At 43.0% G+C, this 24,880-nt stretch carries 15 protein-coding genes and 1 pseudogene; 15 read left to right on the top strand and 1 reads right to left on the bottom strand.

The features are described 5' to 3' along the window. Window positions 1-68: 68 nt before the first annotated feature. The 5 genes from V7S65_RS16545 (at window position 69) to V7S65_RS16525 (ending at window position 3,622) form a co-directional block, all read left to right on the top strand. Window positions 69-728 carry a suppressor of fused domain protein gene (locus tag V7S65_RS16545; protein WP_079469177.1) on the top strand — a complete coding sequence of 220 codons (660 nt, stop codon included), beginning with the start codon at window positions 69-71 and terminating at the stop codon, window positions 726-728. A gap of 60 nt (window positions 729-788) precedes the next feature. Beyond that, complete coding sequence (locus tag V7S65_RS16540; RefSeq protein ID WP_111576590.1) at window positions 789-1,481, top strand: helix-turn-helix transcriptional regulator; 693 nt, start codon at window positions 789-791, stop codon at window positions 1,479-1,481. A 71-nt stretch (window positions 1,482-1,552) separates the two neighbouring features. Then, on the top strand, window positions 1,553-2,056 hold the full coding sequence (locus V7S65_RS16535) for a DinB family protein (RefSeq protein ID WP_336387315.1): 504 nt from the start codon (window positions 1,553-1,555) through the stop codon (window positions 2,054-2,056). A gap of 139 nt (window positions 2,057-2,195) precedes the next feature. Next, a complete protein-coding gene (locus V7S65_RS16530) occupies window positions 2,196-3,215 on the top strand; it encodes a retropepsin-like aspartic protease (RefSeq protein WP_336387314.1) in 1,020 nt (339 codons plus the stop codon). A gap of 68 nt (window positions 3,216-3,283) precedes the next feature. Further along, entirely contained in the window at window positions 3,284-3,622 is a 339-nt protein-coding gene (locus V7S65_RS16525) for a hypothetical protein (RefSeq protein WP_336387313.1), read from the top strand. A 15-nt stretch (window positions 3,623-3,637) separates the two neighbouring features. Here V7S65_RS16525 and V7S65_RS16520 read toward each other — a convergent pair whose 3' ends face one another. Further along, window positions 3,638-4,519 (bottom strand): helix-turn-helix domain-containing protein, encoded by an 882-nt coding sequence (locus V7S65_RS16520; protein ID WP_336387312.1) that lies wholly within the window; start codon window positions 4,517-4,519, stop codon window positions 3,638-3,640. A gap of 266 nt (window positions 4,520-4,785) precedes the next feature. On the opposite strand from V7S65_RS16520, the gene V7S65_RS16515 reads away from it, so the two are divergent. From V7S65_RS16515 to V7S65_RS16475, 10 genes and pseudogenes are all read left to right on the top strand, one after another. Then, window positions 4,786-6,435 (top strand): alpha-L-fucosidase, encoded by a 1,650-nt coding sequence (locus V7S65_RS16515; protein ID WP_336387311.1) that lies wholly within the window; start codon window positions 4,786-4,788, stop codon window positions 6,433-6,435. A gap of 44 nt (window positions 6,436-6,479) precedes the next feature. Next, window positions 6,480-7,748, top strand: coding sequence for an L-fucose:H+ symporter permease (gene fucP / locus V7S65_RS16510; protein ID WP_079469170.1), 1,269 nt, complete (start codon window positions 6,480-6,482; stop codon window positions 7,746-7,748). Between the two features lie 17 nt (window positions 7,749-7,765). Then, window positions 7,766-8,782: an aldo/keto reductase gene (locus tag V7S65_RS16505; protein WP_336387310.1), complete on the top strand. Its 1,017-nt coding sequence runs from the start codon at window positions 7,766-7,768 to the stop codon at window positions 8,780-8,782. Between the two features lie 15 nt (window positions 8,783-8,797). Beyond that, window positions 8,798-9,133, top strand: a complete 336-nt coding sequence (locus V7S65_RS16500; protein ID WP_079469168.1) for an L-rhamnose mutarotase — start codon at window positions 8,798-8,800, stop codon at window positions 9,131-9,133. A gap of 173 nt (window positions 9,134-9,306) precedes the next feature. Continuing rightward, window positions 9,307-9,465, top strand: a pseudogene (locus V7S65_RS32240) (two-component regulator propeller domain-containing protein); the annotation flags it as partial. Between the two features lie 123 nt (window positions 9,466-9,588). Further along, window positions 9,589-13,404: a hybrid sensor histidine kinase/response regulator transcription factor gene (locus V7S65_RS16495; RefSeq protein ID WP_336387309.1), complete on the top strand. Its 3,816-nt coding sequence runs from the start codon at window positions 9,589-9,591 to the stop codon at window positions 13,402-13,404. A gap of 128 nt (window positions 13,405-13,532) precedes the next feature. Beyond that, on the top strand, window positions 13,533-16,388 hold the full coding sequence (locus V7S65_RS16490; RefSeq protein WP_336387308.1) for a TIM-barrel domain-containing protein: 2,856 nt from the start codon (window positions 13,533-13,535) through the stop codon (window positions 16,386-16,388). An 18-nt stretch (window positions 16,389-16,406) separates the two neighbouring features. Beyond that, complete coding sequence (locus V7S65_RS16485) at window positions 16,407-19,529, top strand: SusC/RagA family TonB-linked outer membrane protein (protein WP_336387307.1); 3,123 nt, start codon at window positions 16,407-16,409, stop codon at window positions 19,527-19,529. Window positions 19,530-19,547: 18 nt separating this feature from the next. Continuing rightward, the gene (locus tag V7S65_RS16480) at window positions 19,548-21,140 is read left to right on the top strand and encodes a RagB/SusD family nutrient uptake outer membrane protein (RefSeq protein ID WP_336387306.1); all 1,593 of its coding nucleotides are present in this window, start codon (window positions 19,548-19,550) and stop codon (window positions 21,138-21,140) included. Window positions 21,141-21,697: 557 nt separating this feature from the next. Continuing rightward, window positions 21,698-24,853, top strand: a complete 3,156-nt coding sequence (locus V7S65_RS16475) for a SusC/RagA family TonB-linked outer membrane protein (RefSeq protein WP_339546044.1) — start codon at window positions 21,698-21,700, stop codon at window positions 24,851-24,853. Window positions 24,854-24,880 lie beyond the last annotated feature (27 nt).

Genomic DNA, 24,880 nt, shown 5'->3' with positions numbered 1-24,880 from the left:
ATGAATATGGCTTTTTTCACAACTTGGCTTATATTAGAGTTGTTTATTTGTATTAACCTACTATTCTTATGACACCAGAAGAGTACAAACAAAGATTCCGCGAAGATGATGCCGTTGGATGGCTTTCAATAGATAGCGCCCTGGAAACGGTTTATGGTAAAACAGAACCACGTCATTATGGCCCGCTCTGCGGCATCCATTTTATGGCCGGAGGTACTGATCCGATAGACGGCGCCAGCATCTACGATTCCAACAAATCTGAATACCACAGGCATATCATCAGTTATGGCATGTCGGAACTTTACTACGATCATGAAAAGGCCGGCGGGGAGTTCAGTAAATGGGGTTTTGAATTTACCTTCAGATTGAAACCATTTGCGGAGGATAAAGATGATCCGTTGTGGACAGTTCATGTAATGAACAATCTTGCGCGATATGTATTTAACAGCGGGAAATGGTTTGAGGAGAATCATTTTATACCTGCCAAAGGTCCCATCCGGCTTGATACCCAGACGGAAATAACCGCTTTTGTACTGGCGCTTGACCCCGAACTGGGCAGGATAGAAACGCCACATGGCGAAGTGTCTTTCCTGCAATTGGTGGGAATAACAAACGCTGAACTGGAAAGGTTAATGCGGAATCCCACCACCACTGAAGTGGCCACGCTGATTAATGAATTGCGGAAAGATAATCCCCTGTTGATAACTGATCTGAACAGGAAATCTTAGTAAGATGCCGGAGTTGTTGTCTCTTCAAAAACAAAAATACAATGCTGGAAAATTTCGATAATGGCCGATAATGAGACAAAGCGACTTTCACGACTGGCTGCAATTTTAACCCAATTGCAAACGAAACGGCTTTTGACAGCACCGGAACTGGCCGGCAAATTTTCGGTCAGCAACAGAACCATTTACCGGGATATTAAAGCGCTGGAACAGGCTGGCGTGCCAATTCTGACAGAAGAAGGAAGGGGTTATACCTTAATGGAAGGGTATAGAATTCCACCGGTAATGTTTACGGAAAACCAGGCCAACGCCTTAATTCTGGCAGAACAATTAGTGCTGAAAAACAAAGACGCTTCTTTTGTTAAGGATTATTCGGAAGCTATTGAAAAAATCAAAGCTGTATTAAGGCATAATGTAAAAGATAAAGCTAATCTCCTGGCCGAACGCACACAATTTGACCAGAATATTAACCGGGAAAGAAACAGCAATAACTTATCTGATCTGCAGTTTGCCCTTACCAATTTTTATGTGACAAAAATTGAATATGCCAATGAAGCCAACAAAGTTACTAGCAGATTGATTGAACCTTTTGCTTTACTAAGCACACAGGAAAATTGGTTATTGGTGGCATGGTGCCGCTTACGCAGTGAATTCCGGTATTTCCGGCTGGACAGGATTAAAAGACTGGAAACCCTTGCTGAAAAGTTTACCCCTCATAAAATGACCTTGCAGGAATACTTCGACAAATATTATTAACTCCTTCCTACCCTTGACATAGGGCTGTCATTACCTCCCTATAATTTTGCTGAAACATTAAATTAGTAAAAATGAATCTGCAAAATTTAGTTACAAATTATGCCGGCTATAATTTGTCGGTAAACCAACAATTCGTGAATTGGTTGTCCAGAAAATCAGATGAACAATTGCACCAGGAGGCGCCGTCGAGTTTTTCCAGTATTCTCAAAACCTTGAATCATATTTGGGGGATGGAGGAATATTGGTATAGTATTATCTGCCAGAAACCAGACTTTGTAAATCGTTATGGTATAGAGGATCTGAAAAGGGAAGAAGTTTTTCAGGGACTGGTGAACAGGTCGCAAATACTGGCAGATGAAATAAAATCATTTTCGGAGCGTGATCTGGTGGAAAAAATAAAAGTGGTAAGTCCGTGGTTTGAAGCCAATCAATCCCGCTATGAATACATACAGCATTTTGTGAATCATGGCACTTATCACAGGGGGCAAATAGTAACTATTGGTAGGAATATCGGAATAACTGATGCCCCAGGAACAGATTATCTCTTTTTTAACTTAATGAAGGAGCAAGAATAAAGTGGTCCGGCATTTTGCTGAATGGCCCCTGCAATGGAAATTTGCAGGGGCTCTTTGTTTTAGGTACTTTTAATTAACTTGCTTTCTCATGCCGGACAACAGGAAGGTCAATAGTTTATTTAACTGATAGCATCTGTTTATGCGTTTTCTTACTTTAATATTGCTTTTATTCGCTGGTAGTGTATCTGCGCAGTTTGCCAATGCTGACCAATTTGTCCGTTCCAGGGAGGGGAAAAATGTGTGGGAGAAAAGTACCATGTTCTGGCGTTGTATGAAGGCCATGAAAGCGGATCCCACAAATAAAGAAGCCGTTCAGATCTGCAATTGCCAGGTAGACCAGATTGATGGATATTTTCCCATGAAACTGATAAAAGAATATGAATATTTATATCCCAATTTATCATTGGCTAAACTTATAGAAGCAGATACTGTACTGCAGGCACGCATCGACCAATGTTACAAAGATGTTTCGCAAACCAACCTTTTTTTCTCACCCGCCCAGATTATATCCTACCGCGATTCTATGGCCGCTTATATTCGCAGGAATAAAAAGGAGGAACTGGATGAGAGCAGGGTAAATTCCTATTGCGATTGTGCCGTATCTGTAATGGCTAAACGAAAAATAAATGCGCAAACCATTAACGATATGAATGATCCCAATTCCATGCTGTTTAATGAAATAGCTTACCGTTGTGGCGGATATCCCTATAAAAGAGTATCAACTACCACCGCCTGGAAAGCCACCGACAGTTTGGATGTAACCAGTAATAAAAGGATCGATTCTATAGATGTAATTACCGTAAGCGCTATGACGAAGCTGAAAGTAAAAATAGGACCGCTGGTAAACGTATGGATGCTCGATTGCGGCGCCACGGATATGCTGGTGTCGGACACGATGATCAATAAATTGCTTCAATTGAAACTGGTTTCCGGAAATGATTTCCTGGGGCGGCAAACATACACCCTTGCCAATGGAAAGGAGATTTTATGTGATGTGTATAGAATCAACAATGTTCAGGTAGGGAAGTTCACCGTTAATAACCTCGTAATTGGCGCTTCAAAAGAAACGGATACCTTTTTGCTGGGTAAAACTTTTCTTAATAAGTTCCGGCGCTGGTCTATTGATAACCAGCGTAACCAATTGATTTTGGAGAGATGATTTTCCTATGTTAAAGCAAATAATTGATTTAATAGTTAAATTACATGATAACCAGTAAAAAACAGATTATGACTGTGGATGAAATTTATTCAAGCATAGGACAAGGTATTTCCAACGCCATCGAAGAAAGTAACTGGACAAATGCCAAACTGGATATAGAAGTTGTCGGAAACGGCGTTGTGGGTTACACCGGTGATTACCAGGTTGATAATACAACCGTTAATCTGTCTGTTAGAAAAATCCCCAGGGATATTAGAAATTGGCTGAAGGAATTACACAGTATTACTACTGAGGGAGGGAAAAATAAATGGAACAGGGCCATTTTCAGATTGGAGCCTGATGGTAAGTTCAGTATAGAATTTATCTGGGATCAGCAGTTACATGACCAGGTTGAAGAATTAAACTAATAACAAAGCCAATATTTAAAACCCTATCATATCCATTTGTTTTTTGTAGTTCCCCGGAGACATCCCGGTGATTTTTTTAAAAATTTTAGAGAAGTAAAACACATTTTCAAAACCCGTTTGTGTGGCAATTTCCGAAAAGGTCATCTGTGTTGTTACAATGAGGTATTGGGCCCTTTCAATTCTTTTTTCGTGTATATACTTTACCGGCCTTTCCCCGGTGTGTTGATGGAAAAGACGCGAAAAATAATCTGTATGCAGGTTTGCTCTTTTCGCCAGGGAGGTTACTGATAAATCGCGACTCAGGTTTAATTGAATATAACTGATAGCATTTAAAATTTTAACCGGCACATGACCTCCGTCTTTATATTTAAATATCTCCTGTGTCAAAAAACGGGAAACCAGTTGTAAGAGAATGCCGTGTGTTTCCGTAAATGTTGACATGCTTTGCAGGTTATTAAGATCCTGATACTCTTTATAGAAGACGTTTTTTTCATATATCCTCGGATTGTCGGAACGATTAATGCCCCTGCCTGGATTTATTTCCAGCAAACGTGCAAAATTCAGTATATCAATATCCGTCGCTTTTACCTTAAAAATGGACCTGTTATTTTCGAACAGGGAAATACCATCCGACGATTCCTCAAAAAACTGGACGAAATACTGACTAAGATGGCTGGGGCAAACCAGGTTACACAATGTAAAGCTTGGTATGATGTACAGAAAATCGGGCTCAAGTTTGATTTTAGCTGAAACGTCCCAGATCTCTCCTTCTCCGCCGTCAATATAATATAGCCTGAAGTATGGGCTGATTACGTTTTTGTAATTCCACCTGGAGTCAAGCTTTACATGATCAACGTTCAATAACGTGAATGTATGTTTTAGCGCTCTTTTAATCATGCTGTATAATTAATTAACAATATCAGTTGAAATGCCCCCGTATGGAAGGCTGCTTCCACTTTTCAGATATTACGTTTTTTTAAACATTACGATTCCGATACAGCAATAATACACAAATAGTCGGTTTTGTATAAAGAAAAGTCCTATTACGCCAAATGTTTGATGAGTATTTCGGAGTAAGTTTGATTTATCAATTATAAGCGGCGGATTATTCATCAATCAACCGGTAAGCCGGAACTTATATTAGAGCTAATAAAATAAATTCCATGAAAAGAAGAACGCTGATAAAAGGCATAGCCACAGGCTTGTCTTCTCTATATCTATCTGATCTTTACGCACACAGTTTGCTGGCATCTCAGCCAATTCCACGCATGGCACCAGGTCCATTTCTACCTACCTGGGACTCACTCAGGCAATACCAGGTTCCGGACTGGTTTCGTGATGCAAAGTTTGGAATCTGGGCCCATTGGGGGCCGCAATGCCAACCGGAACGCGGCGACTGGTACGCCCGCGGCATGTACCAGGAAGGCAGCGACCAGTATAAATATCACCTGGAAAAATATGGACACCCTTCAAAATTTGGTTTTAAGGATGTCATAAACGAATGGAAAGCAGAGAACTGGAACCCGGAAGAACTGGTTGCTTTATACAAAAAAGCCGGCGCCAAATATTTTATGGCGATGGCCAATCACCACGATAATTTTGATCTGTTCCCCAGTAAATACCACAACTGGAATTCTACTAAACTGGGACCCAAAAAAGATATCATTGGCGGCTGGGCAAAAGCAGCCAAAGAACAGGACCTGCCCTTTGGCGTTACTGTTCATGCCTCCCATGCCTGGACCTGGTATGAGGTGGCCCAGCGATCAGACAAGAGCGGCCCCTATGCCGGAGTTCCTTATGATGGTAAACTGACTAAAGCCGATGGTAGCAATAAATGGTGGAATGGTTATGATCCGCAGCAGTTGTATGCTCAAAATCATGCATTGAGTAAGGATAGTCTTAATGATGGCAGCATGGGCGGCTATTGGGATTGGGGTAACGGCGCAAGTATACCTGATAAAGCTTACTGTGACAGTTTTTTAAACCGGACCATTGAACTTATCAATAAATATGGCCCCGAGCTGGTTTATTTTGATGACAATGTGCTGCCGCTTTTACAGGTAAGTGATGCGGGCCTTAAAATAGCCGCTCATTTCTATAACACCAGCGTGAAGAAACATGGAAAATTACAAGCTGCCCTATTTGGAAAAATGTTGAATGAGCAGCAACGTAAATGCATGATCTGGGATATTGAGCGTGGCCAAAGTAACCAGATAGAACCCCTGCCCTGGCAAACGGATACCTGTATCGGTAGCTGGCATTACGACCGCCGCCTGTTTGATAACAAAGGCTATAAGAGCGCCAAAACAGTGGTGCATACCCTGGCTGATGTGGTAAGTAAAAATGGTAATCTCTTACTGAATGTTCCTGTACGCGGTGATGGTAGTATCGACAGTGAAGAACGCGCGGTAGTAGAACAGGTGGCGGACTGGATGAAGATCAACAGCGAAGCAATTTATGGTACACGTCCCTGGAAAACATTTGGAGAAGGCCCGGCGATACAGTCTGTTGTGGCTTTGAGCGCACAGGGTTTTAATGAAGGGAAAGGCAAACCATTTGAAGCAGGAGATATTCGTTTTACTACAAAAGGCAAAACACTTTACGCAATAGTGCTCGGATGGCCGTCAGATAAAGTTACTTTAATTAAATCTTTGGCCCCGGATAATCAGGCGGGAAACGTAAGCCACGTAAGCATGCTGGGAAATGACCGGTTGAACTTTGAGCAAACATCCGAAGGGTTGAAGGTGCAGTTACCTGACCAGCCACCGCGGAAAGAGGCATTTGTGTTGAAAATTGAAGGAGCGATCGTATAAATGTTTTTTTGTTTGATCAGTCAATGTAAATTTTAGATTTTAATATGGCAAAGGCCCGTACACTTTTCCCGTTTATATTGATTACAAGCCTGTTCTTTTTATGGGGTTTTGCACATAATCTTGATCCTATACTTATACCACATTTGCAGAAATCATTTACACTTACCACTGTACAGGCTACGCTGGTTGATTCTGCAGTGTTTATCGCGTATTTTCTCATGGCTTTGCCCGCTGGGTTCATCATGAAAAAATACGGGTATAAAGCAGGGATTATAACGGGACTGCTGGTTTTTGCACTGGGTTCGTATTTATTTATCCCGGCTGCCAATACCCAGCAGTATACCTTTTTCCTGATAGCCTTGTTTATCATTGCCTGCGGACTCACGATCCTGGAAACGGCGGCTAATCCTTATGCTTCCTCGCTTGGCGATCCTGAATCCTCTACCCAGCGGCTCAACCTTGCACAATCATTTAATGGCCTGGCGGCCACACTTGCGCCCGTGATCGGGGCACGCGTTATACTTACAAAAGGTTATACTGCAGCACAATTAAGTACAATGACGGAAGAAGGCCGGAAGCTGGCCCTTGCTGCTGAAGCTGCCACCGTGAAGATGCCTTATTTTATTCTCGGCAGTGTGCTGGTGTTAATAGCTGTGGTTTTTGCGTTTACCCGTTTGCCGGCCATTCAAACAAATGAAGGACATGTAGCCAGTAAGAATATTTTTCACGCTTTTAAACACCGTCATTTAACCTGGAGCGTTATTGCCCAGTTCTTTTATGTAGGCGCCCAGGTGTGCGTGTTTAGTTTGTTTATCCTGTACGCACCAAAGGCCGCCGGTATATCGGAGGTAAAAGCCGCTGATTATTTAGGGTTATGCGGACTGGCATTTTTAATTGGAAGATTTATTGGCACCTATCTGATGCAATACTATAGTTCGGCAAGGTTGCTTGCTGCATATGCCGTCATCAACATTTTGCTTTGTATCATCGCCATCTGGGGATATGGTATGATCACTATCTATACGGTTGTTGGTATTTGCTTTTTTATGTCCATTATGTTTCCTACTATTTTTGCGCTAGGCATAAAAGATTTACGCGGCGATACTGAATTTGGAAGTAGTTTAATTATTATGTCCATTGTTGGGGGCGCCGTTTTGCCAAGAGTATTCGGTTACATAAGCGATGTAACAGGTAATATTCAGTATGGTTACGCAGTACCATTGATCTGTTTTGCGGTAGTGGCCTTTTTTGGAATAAAAGGTCACCGCGTAATAGTGAAGCCTGAAAATTTACCTGTTTCAGCTATTCTTTGAAAATAAGAGATTTTTATATGGAGGAACTCACACTGCCCAAAGTAATTTTTGGCACCAGCGGGTTGGGGAATTTATATGTTGCGCTACCGGATGAAGTGAAACGGTCTATTGTTAATGAAAGCATCAAATATTCCCCCAGGCCGGCTGTATTTGATTCCGCCGGTAAATATGGCGCCGGGCTGGCGCTGGAGTCCCTGGGACGATCCCTGAAGGAATTAAATATCAATCCGAAGGATGTACTGATCAGCAATAAGCTGGGTTGGCTGCGTACTGAATTAAAAACAGCCGAACCCACTTTTGAACCCGGAATATGGAAAAACCTGGAATATGATGCCGTTCAGAAAATAAGTTACGATGGTATCCTGGAATGCTATGAGCAGGGGAATAAACTGCTCGGTAACTATCATGCGCAGCTGGTATCTGTACATGATCCCGACGAATACCTCGCCGCATCAGACGATGAGGAGGATAAAAAAAGGCGCTACCAGGATATTCTGGATGCTTACCGGGCATTAAATGAATTAAAACAGGCCGGCAAAGTTAAAGCGATCGGGGTGGGCGCAAAGGATTGGCGCATCATAAGAAAAATAACGGAGGACGTAAAACTGGACTGGGTAATGATTGCCAATAGTATGACTATTCACAGTCATCCCACGCCGCTGGTGGATTTTATGCAACAACTTTCGCATCAGGGTGTTGCAGTTATAAATTCTTCTGTTTTTAACGGAGGCTTTTTAACAGGATCGGCTTATTATAATTATCAATTGACAGATCCTGAAAAAGATAAAAATTTATATCACTGGCGGCAACAGTTTTATCAATTGTGCGAGGATTATAAAATAAGACCGGTAGAGGCATGCGTAATTTTTGGCCTGAATGCACCCGGAGTTACAAGCATTGCTTTAAATACCACCCAGGCAGAAAGGGTGGTACAAAATGTTGCATTGCCCAACTCAATAATCCCCGAAGGATTTTGGAAGAAGATGAAAGAACGCGGACTGATTGATCAGTTCTATGCTTCCAGCTATTTGTAAAAGTTAATTGAATTTATGAAAAGATACTGTTTAGCCCTCGATTTAAAGGATAATCCGGAGCTGATAGCAGAATACGAGTATTGGCACAGGGCAGAAAATGGTTGGCCGGAAGTACGGAAAAGCATTCTTGATGCAGGGATTGTGGAAATGCAGATCTATAGAACCGGCAATCGCTTAATGATGATCATGGAAACCAATGACCAGTATGATGAAACAGCAAAAAATGCTTCGGATGCAGCCAATCCAAAAGTACAGGAATGGGAACAGTTAATGTGGAAATTCCAGCAACCGTTGCCCTGGGCGAAAGAGGGAGAGAAATGGCTGTTGATGGAACAGATATTTCAACTTTAAAAAATAAAATATAAGGCACCTGGCGTTTTAATGCTTCAACAAAAGAAAAATCGTTACAGCAAATTTGTCATTTGATTTGGACATGTTATCCCAATCATTTTATTATCTTAGTTCTTGATTTTACGGGATTGTAGACCGGACAACGCAAATTTTTATATGTCAAATCAGATGCAATGCGTTACCTTTTTTGGATTATTTTGCTGTTACAATCTCTTTCTGTTTTAGCACAAAGCGAACATTATAATTTTTCCAAGCTCAATACGTATACCGGTTTGTCACATAACCAGGTAAATACTGTGCTAAAGGACCCTGATGGGTTTTTATGGTTTGGTACTACGTATGGACTTAATCGTTATGACGGATATTTCTGTAAAGTATTTCGTAAAGATCACAATGACAGTACTTCCATAAAGGACAACAATATCTTGTCACTTTATGAACTTCCTGATAGAAAAATGTGGATATCCACAATGGGCGGCCCCTGTATTTATAATCCGGATACGGAAAAATTCAATGGCAGCTCTGATGACTATTTACATGCTATCGGTTTGCCGCCTGGTACTATTGCCAATATAGTAAAAGGAAATAATAACAGGTACTGGTTCCTGTATGAGGATAAGGGTTTGTTCCTGTATTCCGCTGACAACAGAATAGTAAAGCCATTCAAACCGGAAGCAACACAAATTTCCGAAAAGATTACTTCCATTGGTGAAACAAACGACGGAAAGTTATGGCTGGTATATCAATCAGGTTTTTTACAGGAGTATGATATAAAGCTGGACAAAATAATTTCTTCCACCACTGCTTTCCAAAAACGTAATAAAGATGATAACCCCTATAAGCTGTTTATAGATAGCGATAATGATCTCTGGCTTTGGCGTTATAACTTCGGTGTTTTTCTTTTTCACCCGGAAGATAACACCATCACGCAGTTTGATAAGAATTCGTATCCGGCGAGATTGAATTCAGAACTGGTAAGCCAGGTGGTTCAGGATGGCAATGGTTTGATCTGGGTAGGAACCGATCATGGAGGAGTAACGTTGATCGACAAAAAGAACCGGCTCAATACCAGTTACCTGCTGAACAACCCCAATGATCCCAAAAGCATCAGCCAGAATACCATTACCACGATGTACAGGGATGATCAGGGGATTATCTGGCTGGGAACTTACAAGCAGGGCGTGAATTATTATAACGGAAACATCGTTCAGTTTTCGTATTACCATCACCAGGAATTAAATGCAAAAAGCCTGCAGTTCGACGATGTAAACCGTTTTGTTGAAGATAAGATGGGTAATGTCTGGATTGGAACCAATGGTGGAGGATTGATCTATTTTGACAGGAAAAATAATACTTTCAAACAATACCTGTACGATCCAAAAAATGAAAACAGCCTGAGCAACAACGTAATTGTGAGCCTGTGCATGGATCATGAAGATGTTCTCTGGATTGGAACCTACCTCGGTGGCCTCAATCGCTTCGATGGTAAGAAGTTCACCCGGTACAGGCATAATGAGAATGATTCCTCCAGTTTGACCGACGACAAAGTTTGGGAAATTTTTGAAGACAGGAACCGGAATTTATGGATCGGTACTTTAGGTGGTGGTTTGGATCGTTTCGACAGAAGGACTAACCAGTTTAACCACTATAAAACCACGCAGGGAGTATTACTGTCCAATTATGTTTCTGCTATTATGGAGGACAGAAAAGGAAATTTATGGATCGGTACAGGTTACGGCATTGCTGTTATTGAAAAGAATAAACCCGCTGCTGTCTTCTACCTGGATACAAATACAGGGAATAGTTTAAGCGATAATGGTGTTATCTGTCTTTTGGAAGACAGTAAGGGACGGGTTTGGGTAGGAACCAGGGAAGGTTTGAATTTGTTTGATGAACAGAAAAAGGAGTTTCGGACATTCACAGCATCAAACGGCCTTCCCGATAATATGATCCTGAATATTCTTGAAGATGACCGTCAGACCCTGTGGATTTCCACGCCCAGTGGGTTATGTAACGCCATTCCCCGCCAGGATAATAAGCATCTTGATTTTTCTGTTATCAGTTATGATGCAACAAACAACCTGCAGAACCGCGAGTTTAACGATAACGCGGCACTAAAGCTGAGGAGCGGCGAATTAATCTTTGGTGGGCCATCGGGGTTTAATATTATCAATCCGGCTGCTATCGGTAATTCTGTTTATCACCCTAAAATTGTTTTCACCGGTTTTCAGATATTAAATAAAAATGTTGAACCCGGAGAACTGGTTAATAACCGCGTGCTGCTCAAACGCTCCTTATCCCAGCTGCAAAGTATTGACCTGAAGTATAAAGAAAATGTTTTTTCTATCGACTTTGCTGCGCTCGATTTTTCTCATAACGCATATGATAAATATGCATATATGCTGGAAGGGTTTAATGAAGACTGGTTGTATGCAGATGGTCATCAACGGAGAGCCACTTATACCAATCTCAATCCCGGGCATTATGTTTTCAAAGTAAAAGTGTTGAACAGGGCTGGTTTGTGGAGTGAGGTGAAAACGCTGCAGATCAATATTGAACCCCCATTCTGGAGAACCCCTGTTGCATACATTATATATCTGTTGATCGCTACGGGATTGTTCCTGCTTATCCGGCGCATTACATTAGACAGGATACATATGCGCTTTGAAGTTCGTCAGCAGCGCAGGGAAGCAGAAAGAGCGCATGCACTGGAGCAGTTAAAAACAAAATTCTTTACCAATGTAAGCCATGAGTTCCGTACGCCGCTGAGCCTTATCATCGCGCCATTGGATAAGATCATTAAAAATACGGCAGATGAAGAGCAGGTAAAACAACTAAACCTGGTACAGCGTAACGCAAAACGCCTGTTAAGCCTTGTTAACCAGCTACTCGATTTCAGGAAAATGGAGGTACAGGAAGTAAAACTACATCCTTCCATAGGCGATATCGTCCGGTTTTGCAGGGAAACCAGTTACTCTTTTACTGATATTGCAGAAAAAAAGAAGATAGGATTTTCATTCTCATCTGACATTGATAGCCTCGAAATTTATTTTGACAAAGACAAAATTGAAAAGATTTTATTCAACCTGTTGTCCAACGCTTTTAAATATACGCATGATGGTGGGATGGTGAGCGTTAATTTAGTGTATAGGCAGCCGGCAGATAATGGTTCCGATGGAACGTTTGCTATTGAAATAAAAGATTCAGGTATCGGCATCCCGGCCGATCAGCATGAAAAGATTTTTGAACGGTTTTTTCAGACAGATGTTCCGGAGAGCATGGTAAACCAGGGAACCGGTATAGGGTTGGCCATCACAAAGGAGTTTGTAAGATTACACAACGGGATCATCACCGTAAAAAGCGAACCGGATCAGGGCACCTGTTTTACAGTATTGCTTCCTGCAAAGAAAGTGTATGTTTCTTCCGGCCGGACCTCAACTACGCCCACATTCCCGGAGGAAACGGAGCAAATAATAGTGGAAGAAAGAAAGAAAGGGGATAAGAAGAAGACAATAATCGTAGTGGAAGACAATGAAGATCTGCGCTTTTATTTAAAAGATAACCTGAAAGGGCAGTACCATATTGAAGAAGCCGCAAACGGGAAGGAGGCCTGGGAGAAAATAAAGCTGTTAAATCCTGATCTTGTGGTAAGCGACATCATGATGCCTCTAATGGACGGCGTTGAACTTGCCCGGAAAATTAAAACCGAAACACTCACGGCTCATATTCCTGTCATTTTGCTTACCGCTATGGGAAGTGAAGAAAAACAGCTGGAGGGATTGAAAGCCGGCGTGAACGATTATATTACCAAACCCTTCACCTTTGAGATCCTGGCTTCGCGGATCAATAATTTGCTGGCACAACAAAAATTATTGCAAAAGAGGTTCCAAAAGCAGATTGAAGTCAACCCCGGGGAGGTGACCATCACCCCTGTAGACGAAAAATTCCTTAAACAGGCATTGGACATTATCGAAAAACAAATAGACAATCCGGAATTTTCCGTAGATGAGTTCAGTAAAGAGATGTACATGAGCAGGGTTACCCTGTACAGAAAGATACAATCGTTAACCGGTAAGTCGCCGTTAGATTTTATCCGTTCAATCCGTTTGAAAAGGGCTATCCAGTTATTAGACAAAAGCGGCATGTCTATTTCAGAAGTTGCCTACCAGGTAGGATTCAATGACCCCAAAATATTCCGTAAACTTTTCAAAGAAGAATTCAAAACCACCCCTTCAGAGTACCTGGCAAATCTTAAAAATAAAGGCCTTTAATAACCCGCCTCCCGAAATCCTACCAGTGATATTCAGGCATTTGTAACATTTGAACCCCTTGGTTGAATCATTTGACGCCCCGGTTTCTGGCGCCATAGCAATAGTTTTACGGCATCTAATCCACGTATATGAAATTACGATTGCTGCTGCTTAGCCTGCTGACTTTTACGTTATTTAATAATTTATTGGCGGCGCCACCTGCTTACATTAAACTTCCGGATGGGGTTATAGTTTTTACAGACTCTCTGCTTACAGGCGCTACAAATGCTGTTAAACTTGAAGTTGTTTCGGATGATATTATAAGAGTGATCGCTGCTCCCGGAAAAGAAATAGTAGCCGGTAACAGCCTGGTAACCGTTTATCGTAAACAACCAGGGCTTACCTGGGATATCAGTACTTCCAAAGAAACACTGACGCTCAAAACAAAGAAATTGATTGTCACCGTCGACCGGGGCACAGGGGCCGTTACTTTCACGGATCTGGCAGGCAAAAAGATCCTGGCTGAGAAACAACCGTTCGGACGGGACTTTCAATCCGCCATATTCGACGGCAAACGGTATTACGCGATTACCCAAACATTTCAGACGGCCGCCGGAGACGCATGGTATGGGCTCGGGCAACATCAGGACGGGATTATGAACTACCGTGGTCAACAGGTCACTTTCTTCCAGAACAATACAGAAGTGGCCGTTCCTTTTATGATCTCCAATAAAAACTATGGTATTCTGTGGGATAACTATTCCCTCACCAGGGCCGGCGATATCAGGCCACTTCATCCACTTTCTTCCATGCAGCTTTTTTCAAAGAAAGGCGAAGCCGGCTGGCTTACTGCCTCTTATTCCAATAATGCGCATAAACCGCAGGAAATAAGTACCGAAAGAGCCGAGACCAATATTAACATGGAGTTCCTGGGAGATTCAAAAGTCCTCTTGCCACGGGAATTTACACCTGCCTCCGGCATGGTGACCTGGGAAGGAAGTCTTTCCAGTTATCTCTCTGGTCTTCATCAGTTCCGTTTCACTTATGGCGGCTCCGTGAAAGTATGGTTGGATGGAAAACTTGTTTTGGATCGCTGGAGAAAAGCATGGAACCCCGCATCTGCACTGGTTTCCTGGAACTTCAAAAAAGCGGAAAAAGTACCTGTCAGAATTGAGTGGATACCTGAAGGCGGCGAATCCTATTTTTCTTTGAAATGGCAGGAGCCATTGAGCGAGGAGCAGCAAAACAGTTTTGGTTTCTGTTCCGAAGCCGGCAAACAGGTTGACTACTATTTCGTGTATGGCAATAATATGGATGAAGTGATTTCGGGTTACCGGTCGCTTACAGGTAAGGCGCCTATTGTTCCAAAATGGGCATTAGGCTTCTGGCAAAGCCGGGAGAGATACAAAACACAGGAGGAGTTACTGAACGCAGTTGCTGAATTCCGCAAAAGAAAGATTCCCATTGACAACATTGTGCTGGACTGGAGTTATTGGAGAGAAGCCGAATGGGGCAGCCAGGAGTTCGACGAAAAACGCTTTCCTTCTCCCGATAGCATGATTGATTTGCTGCATAAAAAGTACAACACTCAAATCATGATATCAGTATGGCCGAAATTTTATGATGGCATATCAGCTTACCATGAATTTGATAAGAAAGGATGGCTTTATAAAAGAAACATCGCTGATCAACAAAAAGACTGGATAGGTAAAGGATATGTTTCTACTTTTTATGATGCTTTCAACAACGCGGCCCGGAAAGGCTTCTGGGAGCTGATCAACGAAAAAATATATAGTAAAGGAATTGACGCATGGTGGATGGACGCCAGTGAACCGGACATTGTTTCCAATGTAAATCCCGAAAAGAGAAAGCTGCAAATGACACCCACTGCTTTGGGTAGCGCGGCAGAGTTTCTGAATGCTTATCCCCTGCAAAATGCAAAAGGAATTTATGAAGGACAACGTTCAACGGATCCGGATAAAAGGGTCTTTTTGCTGACACGTTCCGGCTTTGCAGGTTCGCAGCGCTATGCTGCCGCGATATGGAGTGGTGATATTGGTTCTACCTGGAATGATATGAAAGCACAAATAGCAGCAGGCGCTAATTTCTCTATGTCCGGACTTCCTTACTGGACGATGGATATTGGTGGTTTTGTGGTACCCCGCAAATTTGAAAACCCGGACGCAGCGGGCCTGGAGGAGTGGAGGGAACTGATGACCCGGTGGTCACAGTTTGGCGCTTTCGTTCCTTTGTTCCGGTCTCACGGGCAATTCCCTTACCGCGAAGTATTCAATACTGCTCCTGAAGATCATCCTGCTTATGAAAGTTTCCTTTATTACGATAAGCTGCGTTACCGTTTACTGCCATACATCTATTCGCTGGCCGGGTGGACTTACCACAATGACTACACTATTATGCGGGGACTTGCGATGGACTTTGCAACAGATACCGCCGTATTGAATATTACCGATCAATATATGTTTGGTCCTTCGCTGCTAATAAATCCCGTATATGAATACCGGCAAACGAAACGCGCCCTGTATCTACCCAGGAGTGCAGGATGGTATGACCTCTATTCCGGGAAGTGGTATGCAGGTGGTCAGAAAATTACTGCCGACGCGCCATACGAACGGATGCCTTTATTTGTAAAAGCCGGATCCATCGTTCCCTTCGGACCCGGGTTACAATACACCACAGAAAAACAGGCCGATACCCTGACGTTGAACATCTACACCGGTGCAGACGCGTCTTTCAACCTGTATGAAGATGAAGGGGCCAATTACAATTATGAAAAAGGCGCCTTTTCCATTATCCCGGTAAAATATACCCAGGCAACAGGAACTGTTACTATCGGAGACCGGAAGGGATCATTCAATGGCATGTTACAGAAAAGAACTATCCGTATCAATATTATTGCGCCCAATGAACCCAGGCGTCTGGATCTTGATGCAAAATGTGATAAGGAAGTAGTTTATGAAGGAAGAAAAATAGATATAAAAAAGTAGTCAGTTAAATCCACAATTATGAAATCAGCCAAACTTTTTTACTTGCGAGTATTGCTGCTGTGGGGCGCGCTTTGGGTCTTCGCCCCGGGCAAAAATGCCTATGCCCAAACTTCAAAGGTGAGTGGAACGATCACCAGTCAAAGTACTTCCGTTCCGGTTCCTGCAGCATCAGTAACCGTTAAAAGCACCCGTGTCTCCACCATTGCGGATGATGCAGGAAAATTTACTATTGAGGCATCAATTGGTGATGTGATAGTAATTACATCCGTTGGTTTTGTTGAAAAAGAGGTAAAAGTTACCTCACGCGAATTGAAAGTTCAGTTGCAGGACGCCGAAAGCCAACTGGAAAATGTAGTGGTAATTGGTTATGGCGTACAGAAGAAAAAACTGGTTACAGGCGCTAACATACAGGTAAAAGGCGCCGACATCCAGAAACAGAATACTACCAGTGCAATGCAGGCTTTGCAGGGACAGGCGCCTGGTGTGCAAATCACTTCCTATTCGGGACAGCCAGGCTCAGGAATGAATGTTATCATTCGTGGTAAAGGTACTGTTGGTAACTTTGCTCCTTTATACATTGTGGATGGTGTTCAGACAGGTGACATCGCCTACCTGAACCCGGCGGACATAGAATCCATCGACATCCTGAAAGACGCTGCATCTGCTGCTATTTATGGTTCCCAGGCCGCCAACGGCGTTATCCTCGTTACCACAAGAACAGGAAAAGCCAACCAAAAACCACAGGTCACCCTGGATGTTTTTTATGGCGCCCAACAGCTTGCCCGCAAAGCCAAACTGTTGAATGCAAAAGATTATGCTACCATTATAAATGAAGCCGCTGTTAACTCCGGTAAAGCGCCTTATTTCAGCAATGAGGTAGTCAACAACCTGCCGGTAAACACAGACTGGCTTGACCAGATGTTTAAAAAGAATGTACCGACTCAAAACTATGTATTGGGCGTACAGGGTGGCGGACCTGCTTCCACCTATTCCTTATCCCTGGGATATACCAGCCAGGGCGGCATCGTGGGCGGATCTGATATCTCTTACCTTGACCGCTACACGTTCAGAATAAATTCTGAACATAACTTATACCAGAATATCGTTAAGCTGGGAGAGCATCTTACGTTCAACTATCAAAACAGCCACGGAATTGCTGTAGATGGTCAGTATAATAATACACTACGTTCTGCTTTTACTACCAGCCCGTTCCTACCAATGTATGATACAGATGGCAGTTATTTCAGCAGTGATAAAAAAGGCTGGTATCCGGGAAAACCTGATCAGGCATGGAATAATACAGAAGCCAATCCGTATGCAGTGATGGACTATAACACGCGCAACCGGAACAGCAGCCAGGGCCTATTTGGCGATGTGTATTTACAGGTGGAACCTGTTAAAGGTTTAAAATTCCGCTCCAGCCTCGGTTTAAATTATTCCGCTAACCAAAGTCATGGTTATACACCGGTTTATCATCTTTCTATTTATTCCTTGAATGATACCGCTAAGGTGAGTCAATCAATGGGCAATGGACGGACTATCCAGTTCGACAATTTAATCAGCTATGATTTTGATGTTGCTGCTGATCACCATTTCGGCGTAATGGCGGGTAGCTCTTCGCTGAAAACACAAACTGTTGGTATGAATGGTTCCAACTGGGATCTGCGTGTTGCCGACATGCAACATGCCTACCTTTCTGTTGCTCAGAATGTGACCAGGGGCGCTCCTTATATGAGTCTTGGCGGCGGTCCGTCCGAAAATGCGTTGATGTCTTACTTCGGACGGTTGCAATACAACTTCCGGGAAAAATACCTGGTTAATGTAACATTCAGGGGTGATGGATCTTCCAAATTCGCTCCGGATCATCGCTGGGGATATTTCCCTTCCGTGTCTGCAGGATGGGTAACTTCTATGGAGAACTTTATGGAGGGCGTACAATGGTTGAATTTCCTTAAACTTCGCGGCAGCTGGGGCCAGGTTGGTAATCAGAACGTAGCGGCGTACCAGTTTGTATCTCCCATCAGCTTCAGTAATGCAGGTTATATATTCGGACCGGTAGAAGGAGCCAATACACAGGGCGCTTATCCGAGCCGTATTGCCAATCCGGATGTAAAATGGGAAACATCCGAGCAAACCAATATCGGTTTTGACGCTACCATATTACAGCGTCTGAATGTGACATTTGATTATTATGTCAAAAAAACAAAGGATTGGTTAATTACAGTGCCTATTCTGGCTACTGCCGGAGCAGATGCACCGCTGATCAATGGTGGTGATGTGAAAAACACCGGCGTTGAACTGGCGCTGAATTACCGTAACAGCATCGGTAAAAACTTCCATTATTCAGTTGGTGTAAACGGCGCCTATAATAAAAACAGGATAGGAAATATTCCTACAAACGATCATGTGCTTCATGGCAATACCAACGTGCTGTATGCCAATGCCGGTGAGTTTTACCGGGCAGCAAACGGTGAACCGGTAGGTTATTTCTGGGGACTTAAAACCGCAGGCGTTTTCCAGTCGGATGATGAGGTAGCGGCTTATAAAGGCAAAACAGGAACTCCGATTCAGCCCACCGCTAAGCCCGGAGATGTTCGTTATATCGATTTGAACAACGATGGTGTTATTGATGCCAATGACAAAACCAATATCGGTGATCCCAATCCTGATTTTACCTATGGTTTTAATATATCGCTCGATTACAAAGGGTTTGATCTCCTGGTACAGGCCTCCGGTGTAACAGGTAATCAGCTTGTTCAGTCGTACAGAGGACCGGGCGGCTTTGGTAACTATACTTCAGAAATACTGGACCGCTGGCATGGCCCGGGAACTTCCAACAGAATTCCCAGGGTAACAGAAGACGGTGCTAACTGGGCACAGTTCTCTGATCTGTACGTTTATAAAGGAGATTATCTGCGTATCAACACTATTACCCTTGGTTATGATTTTTCTAACCTGATCAAAAAAAATTACCTGGGCAAAGTAAGATTATATGCTTCCGTGCTGAATGCTTTCCTGTTCACCAAATACAATGGTATGGATCCTGAAGTTGGGTATAACGAGGGCTTTTCATCGGGAGTGGACTTAGGATATTATCCCAGGCCCAGAACATTTATGGTTGGAGCAAACATCCGGTTTTAAATTAAAAATGATTTGGCGATGAAAAACTTGAAATTTTATATACTGGCTTCTGCATTGTTGACATTGATTGCCTGTAACAAGGACTTTCTGGACTCAGAAGATGTAACTGCTGCCACAGAGCAGAATTTTTACAAAACACAGAATGATGCCTGGAAGGCATTGGTAGGCGTATATGATGGATTACAGCGTGTTTGGTCAGGTGGCGTTGCTTTTCCTGTTGCGTCGGAAATCATGTCTGACGATGCATTTGGAGCCACCGGTAATGCTGACGGCTTCGGCTTTCAGATGATGGACGAGTTTGACAAACTCCGTTCGCCCTCAGATCAAAATATGTTTGGAGATAGCTGGGCGCTTTACTACAAGGCTATCTATCGCGCCAATATGCTTTTGTCGCACCTCGACGGAATAGATTGGAAAGGAGATAACAATTTGCGTAAGACATATGAAGCGGAAACCAGGTTTATACGCGCCTATTGTTATTTTGATATGGTCCGGTTATGGGGAAATGTCCCACTGATCACCATACCTACTACCGATAATGTGCCGCAGGCCAGCGCAGACAGCGTTTATAAACTCATTACCGACGACCTGATATTTGCAGCTTCCAATCTTCCTGCTACCGGTTATGGTGCACAAAGCCCCTCTACCCGTGGACGGGTAACCAAATGGGCGGCCGAATCACTGATTGGTCGTGTGTTCCTTTGCTATACCGGTTACTACAATAAGCCCGACCTGGTAGGAACTGTTTCAAAAGCCCAGGCGCTTGCTTACCTCGAGGATGTTATCAGTAATGGAGGATTTGGGTTGGTTGACAAATTTGCCAATTTATGGCCTGCTGCCTCTCTCAATAATTATGTAGGAGAAGATAATAAGGAAACGGTGTTTGCCATCAAGTACACTTACACCAGCGATTGGAATGGAAATGTGGATGGTAACCAGTGGATGGTGATGTTCGGTATTCGCGTTCAAAGTATTTATCCGTATGGAATGGGCTGGGGCGGCGCCACCGTGAATCCAAAACTTTGGAAAGCTTTCCCTGCCGGCGACAGCCGGAGAAATGCCTCTATCATTTCAATAGTGGACGAGGGGCTTGATTTTCAGAACATAAAGGATCAACGGGAGTATACCGGCTACTGCATTAAAAAATATACCCCCATGGCTGATGAGGCAGGAAGAAGTCTTGCAGAAAAAATGGGCGGCGCGAGCTTCATGATCAGCCAGTACCAGGATTATGTATCTATCCGCTACGCTGATGTTTTGTTAATGGCGGCTGAATTGGGCGCCGGCGGCGCGCAGGGTTACTTTGATGATGTGCGCAGAAGGGCACTGGGAACCAGCTTTGTGCAGGTTCCGGTAAGCCAGGCAAATATTATAAATGAAAGAAGGCTGGAATTTGCGGGAGAAGGGATCCGTTACTGGGATCTTCTTCGCCAGGGGCTGAATGTTGCGGCATCAGCTATTGCCGAGTCGGTGACCCTTCAAAATGGCGGTGTGAATACCACCAAAACCATTTTGGCATCGAAGGTAATAGAAACAAAGGGCTTCGTGCAGATCCCTTATTCACAAATTACATTATCGAATAACGTATTAAAGCAAAATGCAGGATGGTAATAAGCTAAACCATTCTATAATATTATCAGGAAGACCGGGTAGGTAGAAAATGTGGTTGTTGGATGAATGCAAGATGGTGGCCCCGGTTTTCCTGGTTTTAAATTCAAGCGCTGTCAAATCATTGGCAGTGATATTCACCGAATTGTAACATTCGGGTCTTATGGTTGAATCAAATGACCCCCTTGATTCAGGCAACATAGCAATAGCTTTACAATATTCAATCCACGTATATGAAACTACAATTGCTGCTACCTTGCTTGCCGGCCTATGTCTCGTATGGAGACTTATTGGCAAGTCCTTCTGCTCATAGTGCAGATCCTGACCACCTGTTTACTTTTTCAATCTCTCTACTTAGTCATTCACCTCAGGCTGTTAAACCTGAGGTCGTCACCAATTACATTAAAAAAGTGACTAATAGGAACTATAGAAGTTGCTGAAAAAGAATTGGCGCTTAACAATTGCCTGGTTCCTGTTACGAGTATTCTGGCCTTATGAAATATCATCCTCGCTGAAAATGCCGCTGAGGATCATCATCCGCACACGTTAAAATGAAAAAAATGAAGTCAACCAAAATGATTCGCTTGCGAATACTACCGCTATTGGGTATCCTTTTGGGATTCCTTTCCAGCACAAACCTCTCCGCACAAACAACAAAAATAAGTGGTAGAATCATCAATAAAAGTAATTCCTCCCCGGTTCCGGGTGCAACTGTTACCTTAAAAAACACCAGCCGCTTCACTATTACCAGTGGAGAAGGAAAGTTTACGATCGACGCTCCCACCGGAAGCGTATTGGTAATTACCATGATAGGTTTTCAGAAAAAAGAAGTGGTGGCCAAAACACCTTCCCTTGAAATAGAAATGAGTGAGAATATTTCACAACTGGAAGATGTGGTGGTGATTGGTTACGGTAAAGCAAAACGGAAGGACGTTACCGGCGCCATATCTTCTGTTTCCGGTGATGAGCTCCGTAAAACACAGCCTGTAACCTTTGACCAGGCTTTGCAGGGAAAGGTTCCCGGGTTAGTGGTGCAACAAATATCAGGTCAACCAGGTGGAGCTGTATCGATACAGATCCGTGGCTTGTCTTCTTTTGGGGGAGGTTCACCTATGTATGTAATAGATGGAATCATTATTGGCGGCACCGCCACATTGGGCTCAGGCGTGAATCCATTGGCGGGTATCAATCCTTCTGAAATTGAAACCATTGATGTATTGAAAGACGCATCAGCCACGGCCATTTATGGTTCACAGGCAACAAATGGTGTAATAGTAATAACCACCAAGAGGGGGCAGGTCGCTCCGCCAAGCATTTCCTATGATATGTATACAGGCTACCAGCAAATACCTAAAAGGTTGCCTGTAATGAATTTAAGGGAATACGCCACTTTTATAAATGAAAGAAATACCGGGTTAGGATGGGGATTTGATACCCGCCCGGAATTTGTAAATCCAAAGTACCTGGGCGAGGGCACCAACTGGCAGAAAGAACTTTTCAGAAATGCCCCGATGACCAACCATACATTATCCATTAATGGAGGAGATACAAGAACACAATACCTCCTGTCGGGCTCCTATTTCAACCAGGAAGGTATTGCGCTCGGTTCCAATTTCCGCAGGCTTTCATTAAGACTCAATCTCGATAATAAAACAACCAACTGGTTAAAGATCGGTACCAGCCTGCAATTGGTTAATATCAAAGAGAACGTAAATTCAACCAGCTCGAATGTAATTAATACCGCATTAAGCCAAACGCCGGATATAGCCGTAAAGAATGAGGATGGCAGCTGGGGAGGAGCCTATAACCCGAATGGATGGGTGAACAGCACCGTGAACCCATATGCGATCGCCCTTATTAATAAAGACGAAGCAAAAAGAAACCAGCTCTTTGGTAATATATATGCAGAAATTGCTTTTACCAAAGACCTGACCCTCCGGAATGAAGCAACAGGAAGTTTTTCAATGGCAACGCAGGACAGGTTTAATCCTTCCTATACATTTGGCCTTGTAAAAAACAATACCAACAGCGGGTCTTATGAATTTTCGCAAAATTTATTTACAACTTTAAGAAACTTCCTTACCTATTCACATCTGTTTAAAGAGAGATACAATGTAAACGTATTACTGGGGCATGAGGCACAGCTAGGCACCAGTGAAGGTTCCAGCGCGTCCAGGTCAAATTTCCCTTCAAATAGTGTGCAGGTAATCAGCAGTGGTGATCCTACCACCGCCACCAATAGCGGCAGTAAAGGACAAAGTGCCCAGGAATCGTACTTTGGCCGTATTAATTTCGGCATCAACGACAAGTACCTGTTTACCGTTAATCTCAGGGCAGATGGTTCTTCAAAGTTTGCTCCTGAAAACCGCTGGGTGAATACCTACTCAGGTGCATTTGCCTGGAAATTGAATAACGAAGAATTCCTGAAAACGGTAAAGGAGGTTAATGAGTTAAAGCTGCGCCTGGGTTATGGATTAACCAATAATCAGAATATCCGGGATTATGCCTATACCTCCACACTGGCTACTGTGGCTACCGGGTTAACGGGTATCGCACAACTTACCCAGAATGTGGGCAACCCTTACGTACAGTGGGAAAAAACAAAATACGCCAACATCGGACTGGAAGGAACGCTTTTTAACTGGAGATTGAATTTCTCTGTTGATTTTTATAATCGCAAAACTGATGGTCTTGTCCTGCAGATCCCTTTACCTATGTATTCCGGAACGGCGATTGGTTATTCGCCAGGCGCGATGGAAGCCCCATATGTGAATGTTGGTACTGTTAATAACAAGGGCTTTGATTTCAGAATCAGTTCCACCAATATTAAAACCAAAAATTTCAGCTGGAAAACTGATGTGACGGTTTCCCGCAATATTAATGAAGTGCTTAAGCTCAATACCGATGGCGCTTCACTGAACAGGCAGTATAGTAAAACAGTTGTAGGCAGATCTATCGGCGAGTTTTATGGCTATGTCATTGACGGTGGCGTATTTGCAACGAAAAAAGATTTTGAAACCCACGCATTACCCACTAAAAATGGTGTGCCATTGCCAGTAGGGGCTGCAGGTGGAAGTATCTGGTATGGTGATCTGAAGTTTAAAGATTTTAATGGCGACGGCGTTATTAATGAATCCGATCAAACCTTTCTCGGTTCACCCATACCTAAATACCAGATTGGTTTCAATAACACTTTCTCCTATAGAAATTTTGATGTGAATATATTTTTCGCAGCAAATATTGGCAATAAAGTATTTAACCAACTTCGCGTAAATGGGGAATACCCAGGTACCAGCTTTGGTTATTTCAAGTCATTAAATGACTATGCGAAACTAACCCTGATTGATCCGAAAGGAAGTGCCACTGATATTAATAATATACAGGTCACTAACCCGGAAACAAGGATAGTCGGCATTAGGAATGATAACACTAATGATAATAACAGGAATTCTGACAAGTTCGTAGAAGACGGAAGCTTTTTGAGATGTAAGAATATTTCCTTAGGATATACCCTCCCCGAAAAGCTGCTTGCTAAAGCCAGCATTAAATATCTGAGAGTTTATTTCAATGTTTCAAATGCATTCATTATTACAAACTATAAGGGAATGGACCCGGAGATTGGATCATGGGACCCGCTGAGTGCTGGTGTTGACGGCGGTTTTTATCCGCAACCCCGTGTGTTTACCATTGGGGCGAACATTAAACTGACTAAATAAAATATTCATCTGTTAATATAAATAGTT

Source organism: Chitinophaga sp. CCNWYY40, from assembly GCF_037483205.1.
Taxonomy (GTDB): Bacteria; Bacteroidota; Bacteroidia; order Chitinophagales; family Chitinophagaceae; genus Chitinophaga; species Chitinophaga ginsengisegetis.
Note: the sequence above shows the minus strand (reverse complement) of the source record. Positions and strands in the feature narration are given on the sequence as shown.

What these genes read in the sequence shown, in the direction of transcription:
- V7S65_RS16500 (WP_079469168.1), top strand. Translation starts at nt 8,798, where the DNA reads ATGAAAAGATACTGTTTAGCCCTCGATTTAAAGGATAATCCGGAGCTG.
- V7S65_RS16480 (WP_336387306.1), top strand. Translation starts at nt 19,548, where the DNA reads ATGAAAAACTTGAAATTTTATATACTGGCTTCTGCATTGTTGACATTG.
- fucP (WP_079469170.1), top strand. Translation starts at nt 6,480, where the DNA reads ATGGCAAAGGCCCGTACACTTTTCCCGTTTATATTGATTACAAGCCTG.
- V7S65_RS16505 (WP_336387310.1), top strand. Translation starts at nt 7,766, where the DNA reads ATGGAGGAACTCACACTGCCCAAAGTAATTTTTGGCACCAGCGGGTTG.
- V7S65_RS16475 (WP_339546044.1), top strand. Translation starts at nt 21,698, where the DNA reads ATGAAGTCAACCAAAATGATTCGCTTGCGAATACTACCGCTATTGGGT.
- V7S65_RS16490 (WP_336387308.1), top strand. Translation starts at nt 13,533, where the DNA reads ATGAAATTACGATTGCTGCTGCTTAGCCTGCTGACTTTTACGTTATTT.
- V7S65_RS16520 (WP_336387312.1), bottom strand. Translation starts at nt 4,519, where the DNA reads ATGATTAAAAGAGCGCTAAAACATACATTCACGTTATTGAACGTTGAT.
- V7S65_RS16495 (WP_336387309.1), top strand. Translation starts at nt 9,589, where the DNA reads ATGTGGATATCCACAATGGGCGGCCCCTGTATTTATAATCCGGATACG.
- V7S65_RS16525 (WP_336387313.1), top strand. Translation starts at nt 3,284, where the DNA reads ATGACTGTGGATGAAATTTATTCAAGCATAGGACAAGGTATTTCCAAC.
- V7S65_RS16485 (WP_336387307.1), top strand. Translation starts at nt 16,407, where the DNA reads ATGAAATCAGCCAAACTTTTTTACTTGCGAGTATTGCTGCTGTGGGGC.
- V7S65_RS16535 (WP_336387315.1), top strand. Translation starts at nt 1,553, where the DNA reads ATGAATCTGCAAAATTTAGTTACAAATTATGCCGGCTATAATTTGTCG.
- V7S65_RS16540 (WP_111576590.1), top strand. Translation starts at nt 789, where the DNA reads ATGGCCGATAATGAGACAAAGCGACTTTCACGACTGGCTGCAATTTTA.
- V7S65_RS16530 (WP_336387314.1), top strand. Translation starts at nt 2,196, where the DNA reads ATGCGTTTTCTTACTTTAATATTGCTTTTATTCGCTGGTAGTGTATCT.
- V7S65_RS16545 (WP_079469177.1), top strand. Translation starts at nt 69, where the DNA reads ATGACACCAGAAGAGTACAAACAAAGATTCCGCGAAGATGATGCCGTT.
- V7S65_RS16515 (WP_336387311.1), top strand. Translation starts at nt 4,786, where the DNA reads ATGAAAAGAAGAACGCTGATAAAAGGCATAGCCACAGGCTTGTCTTCT.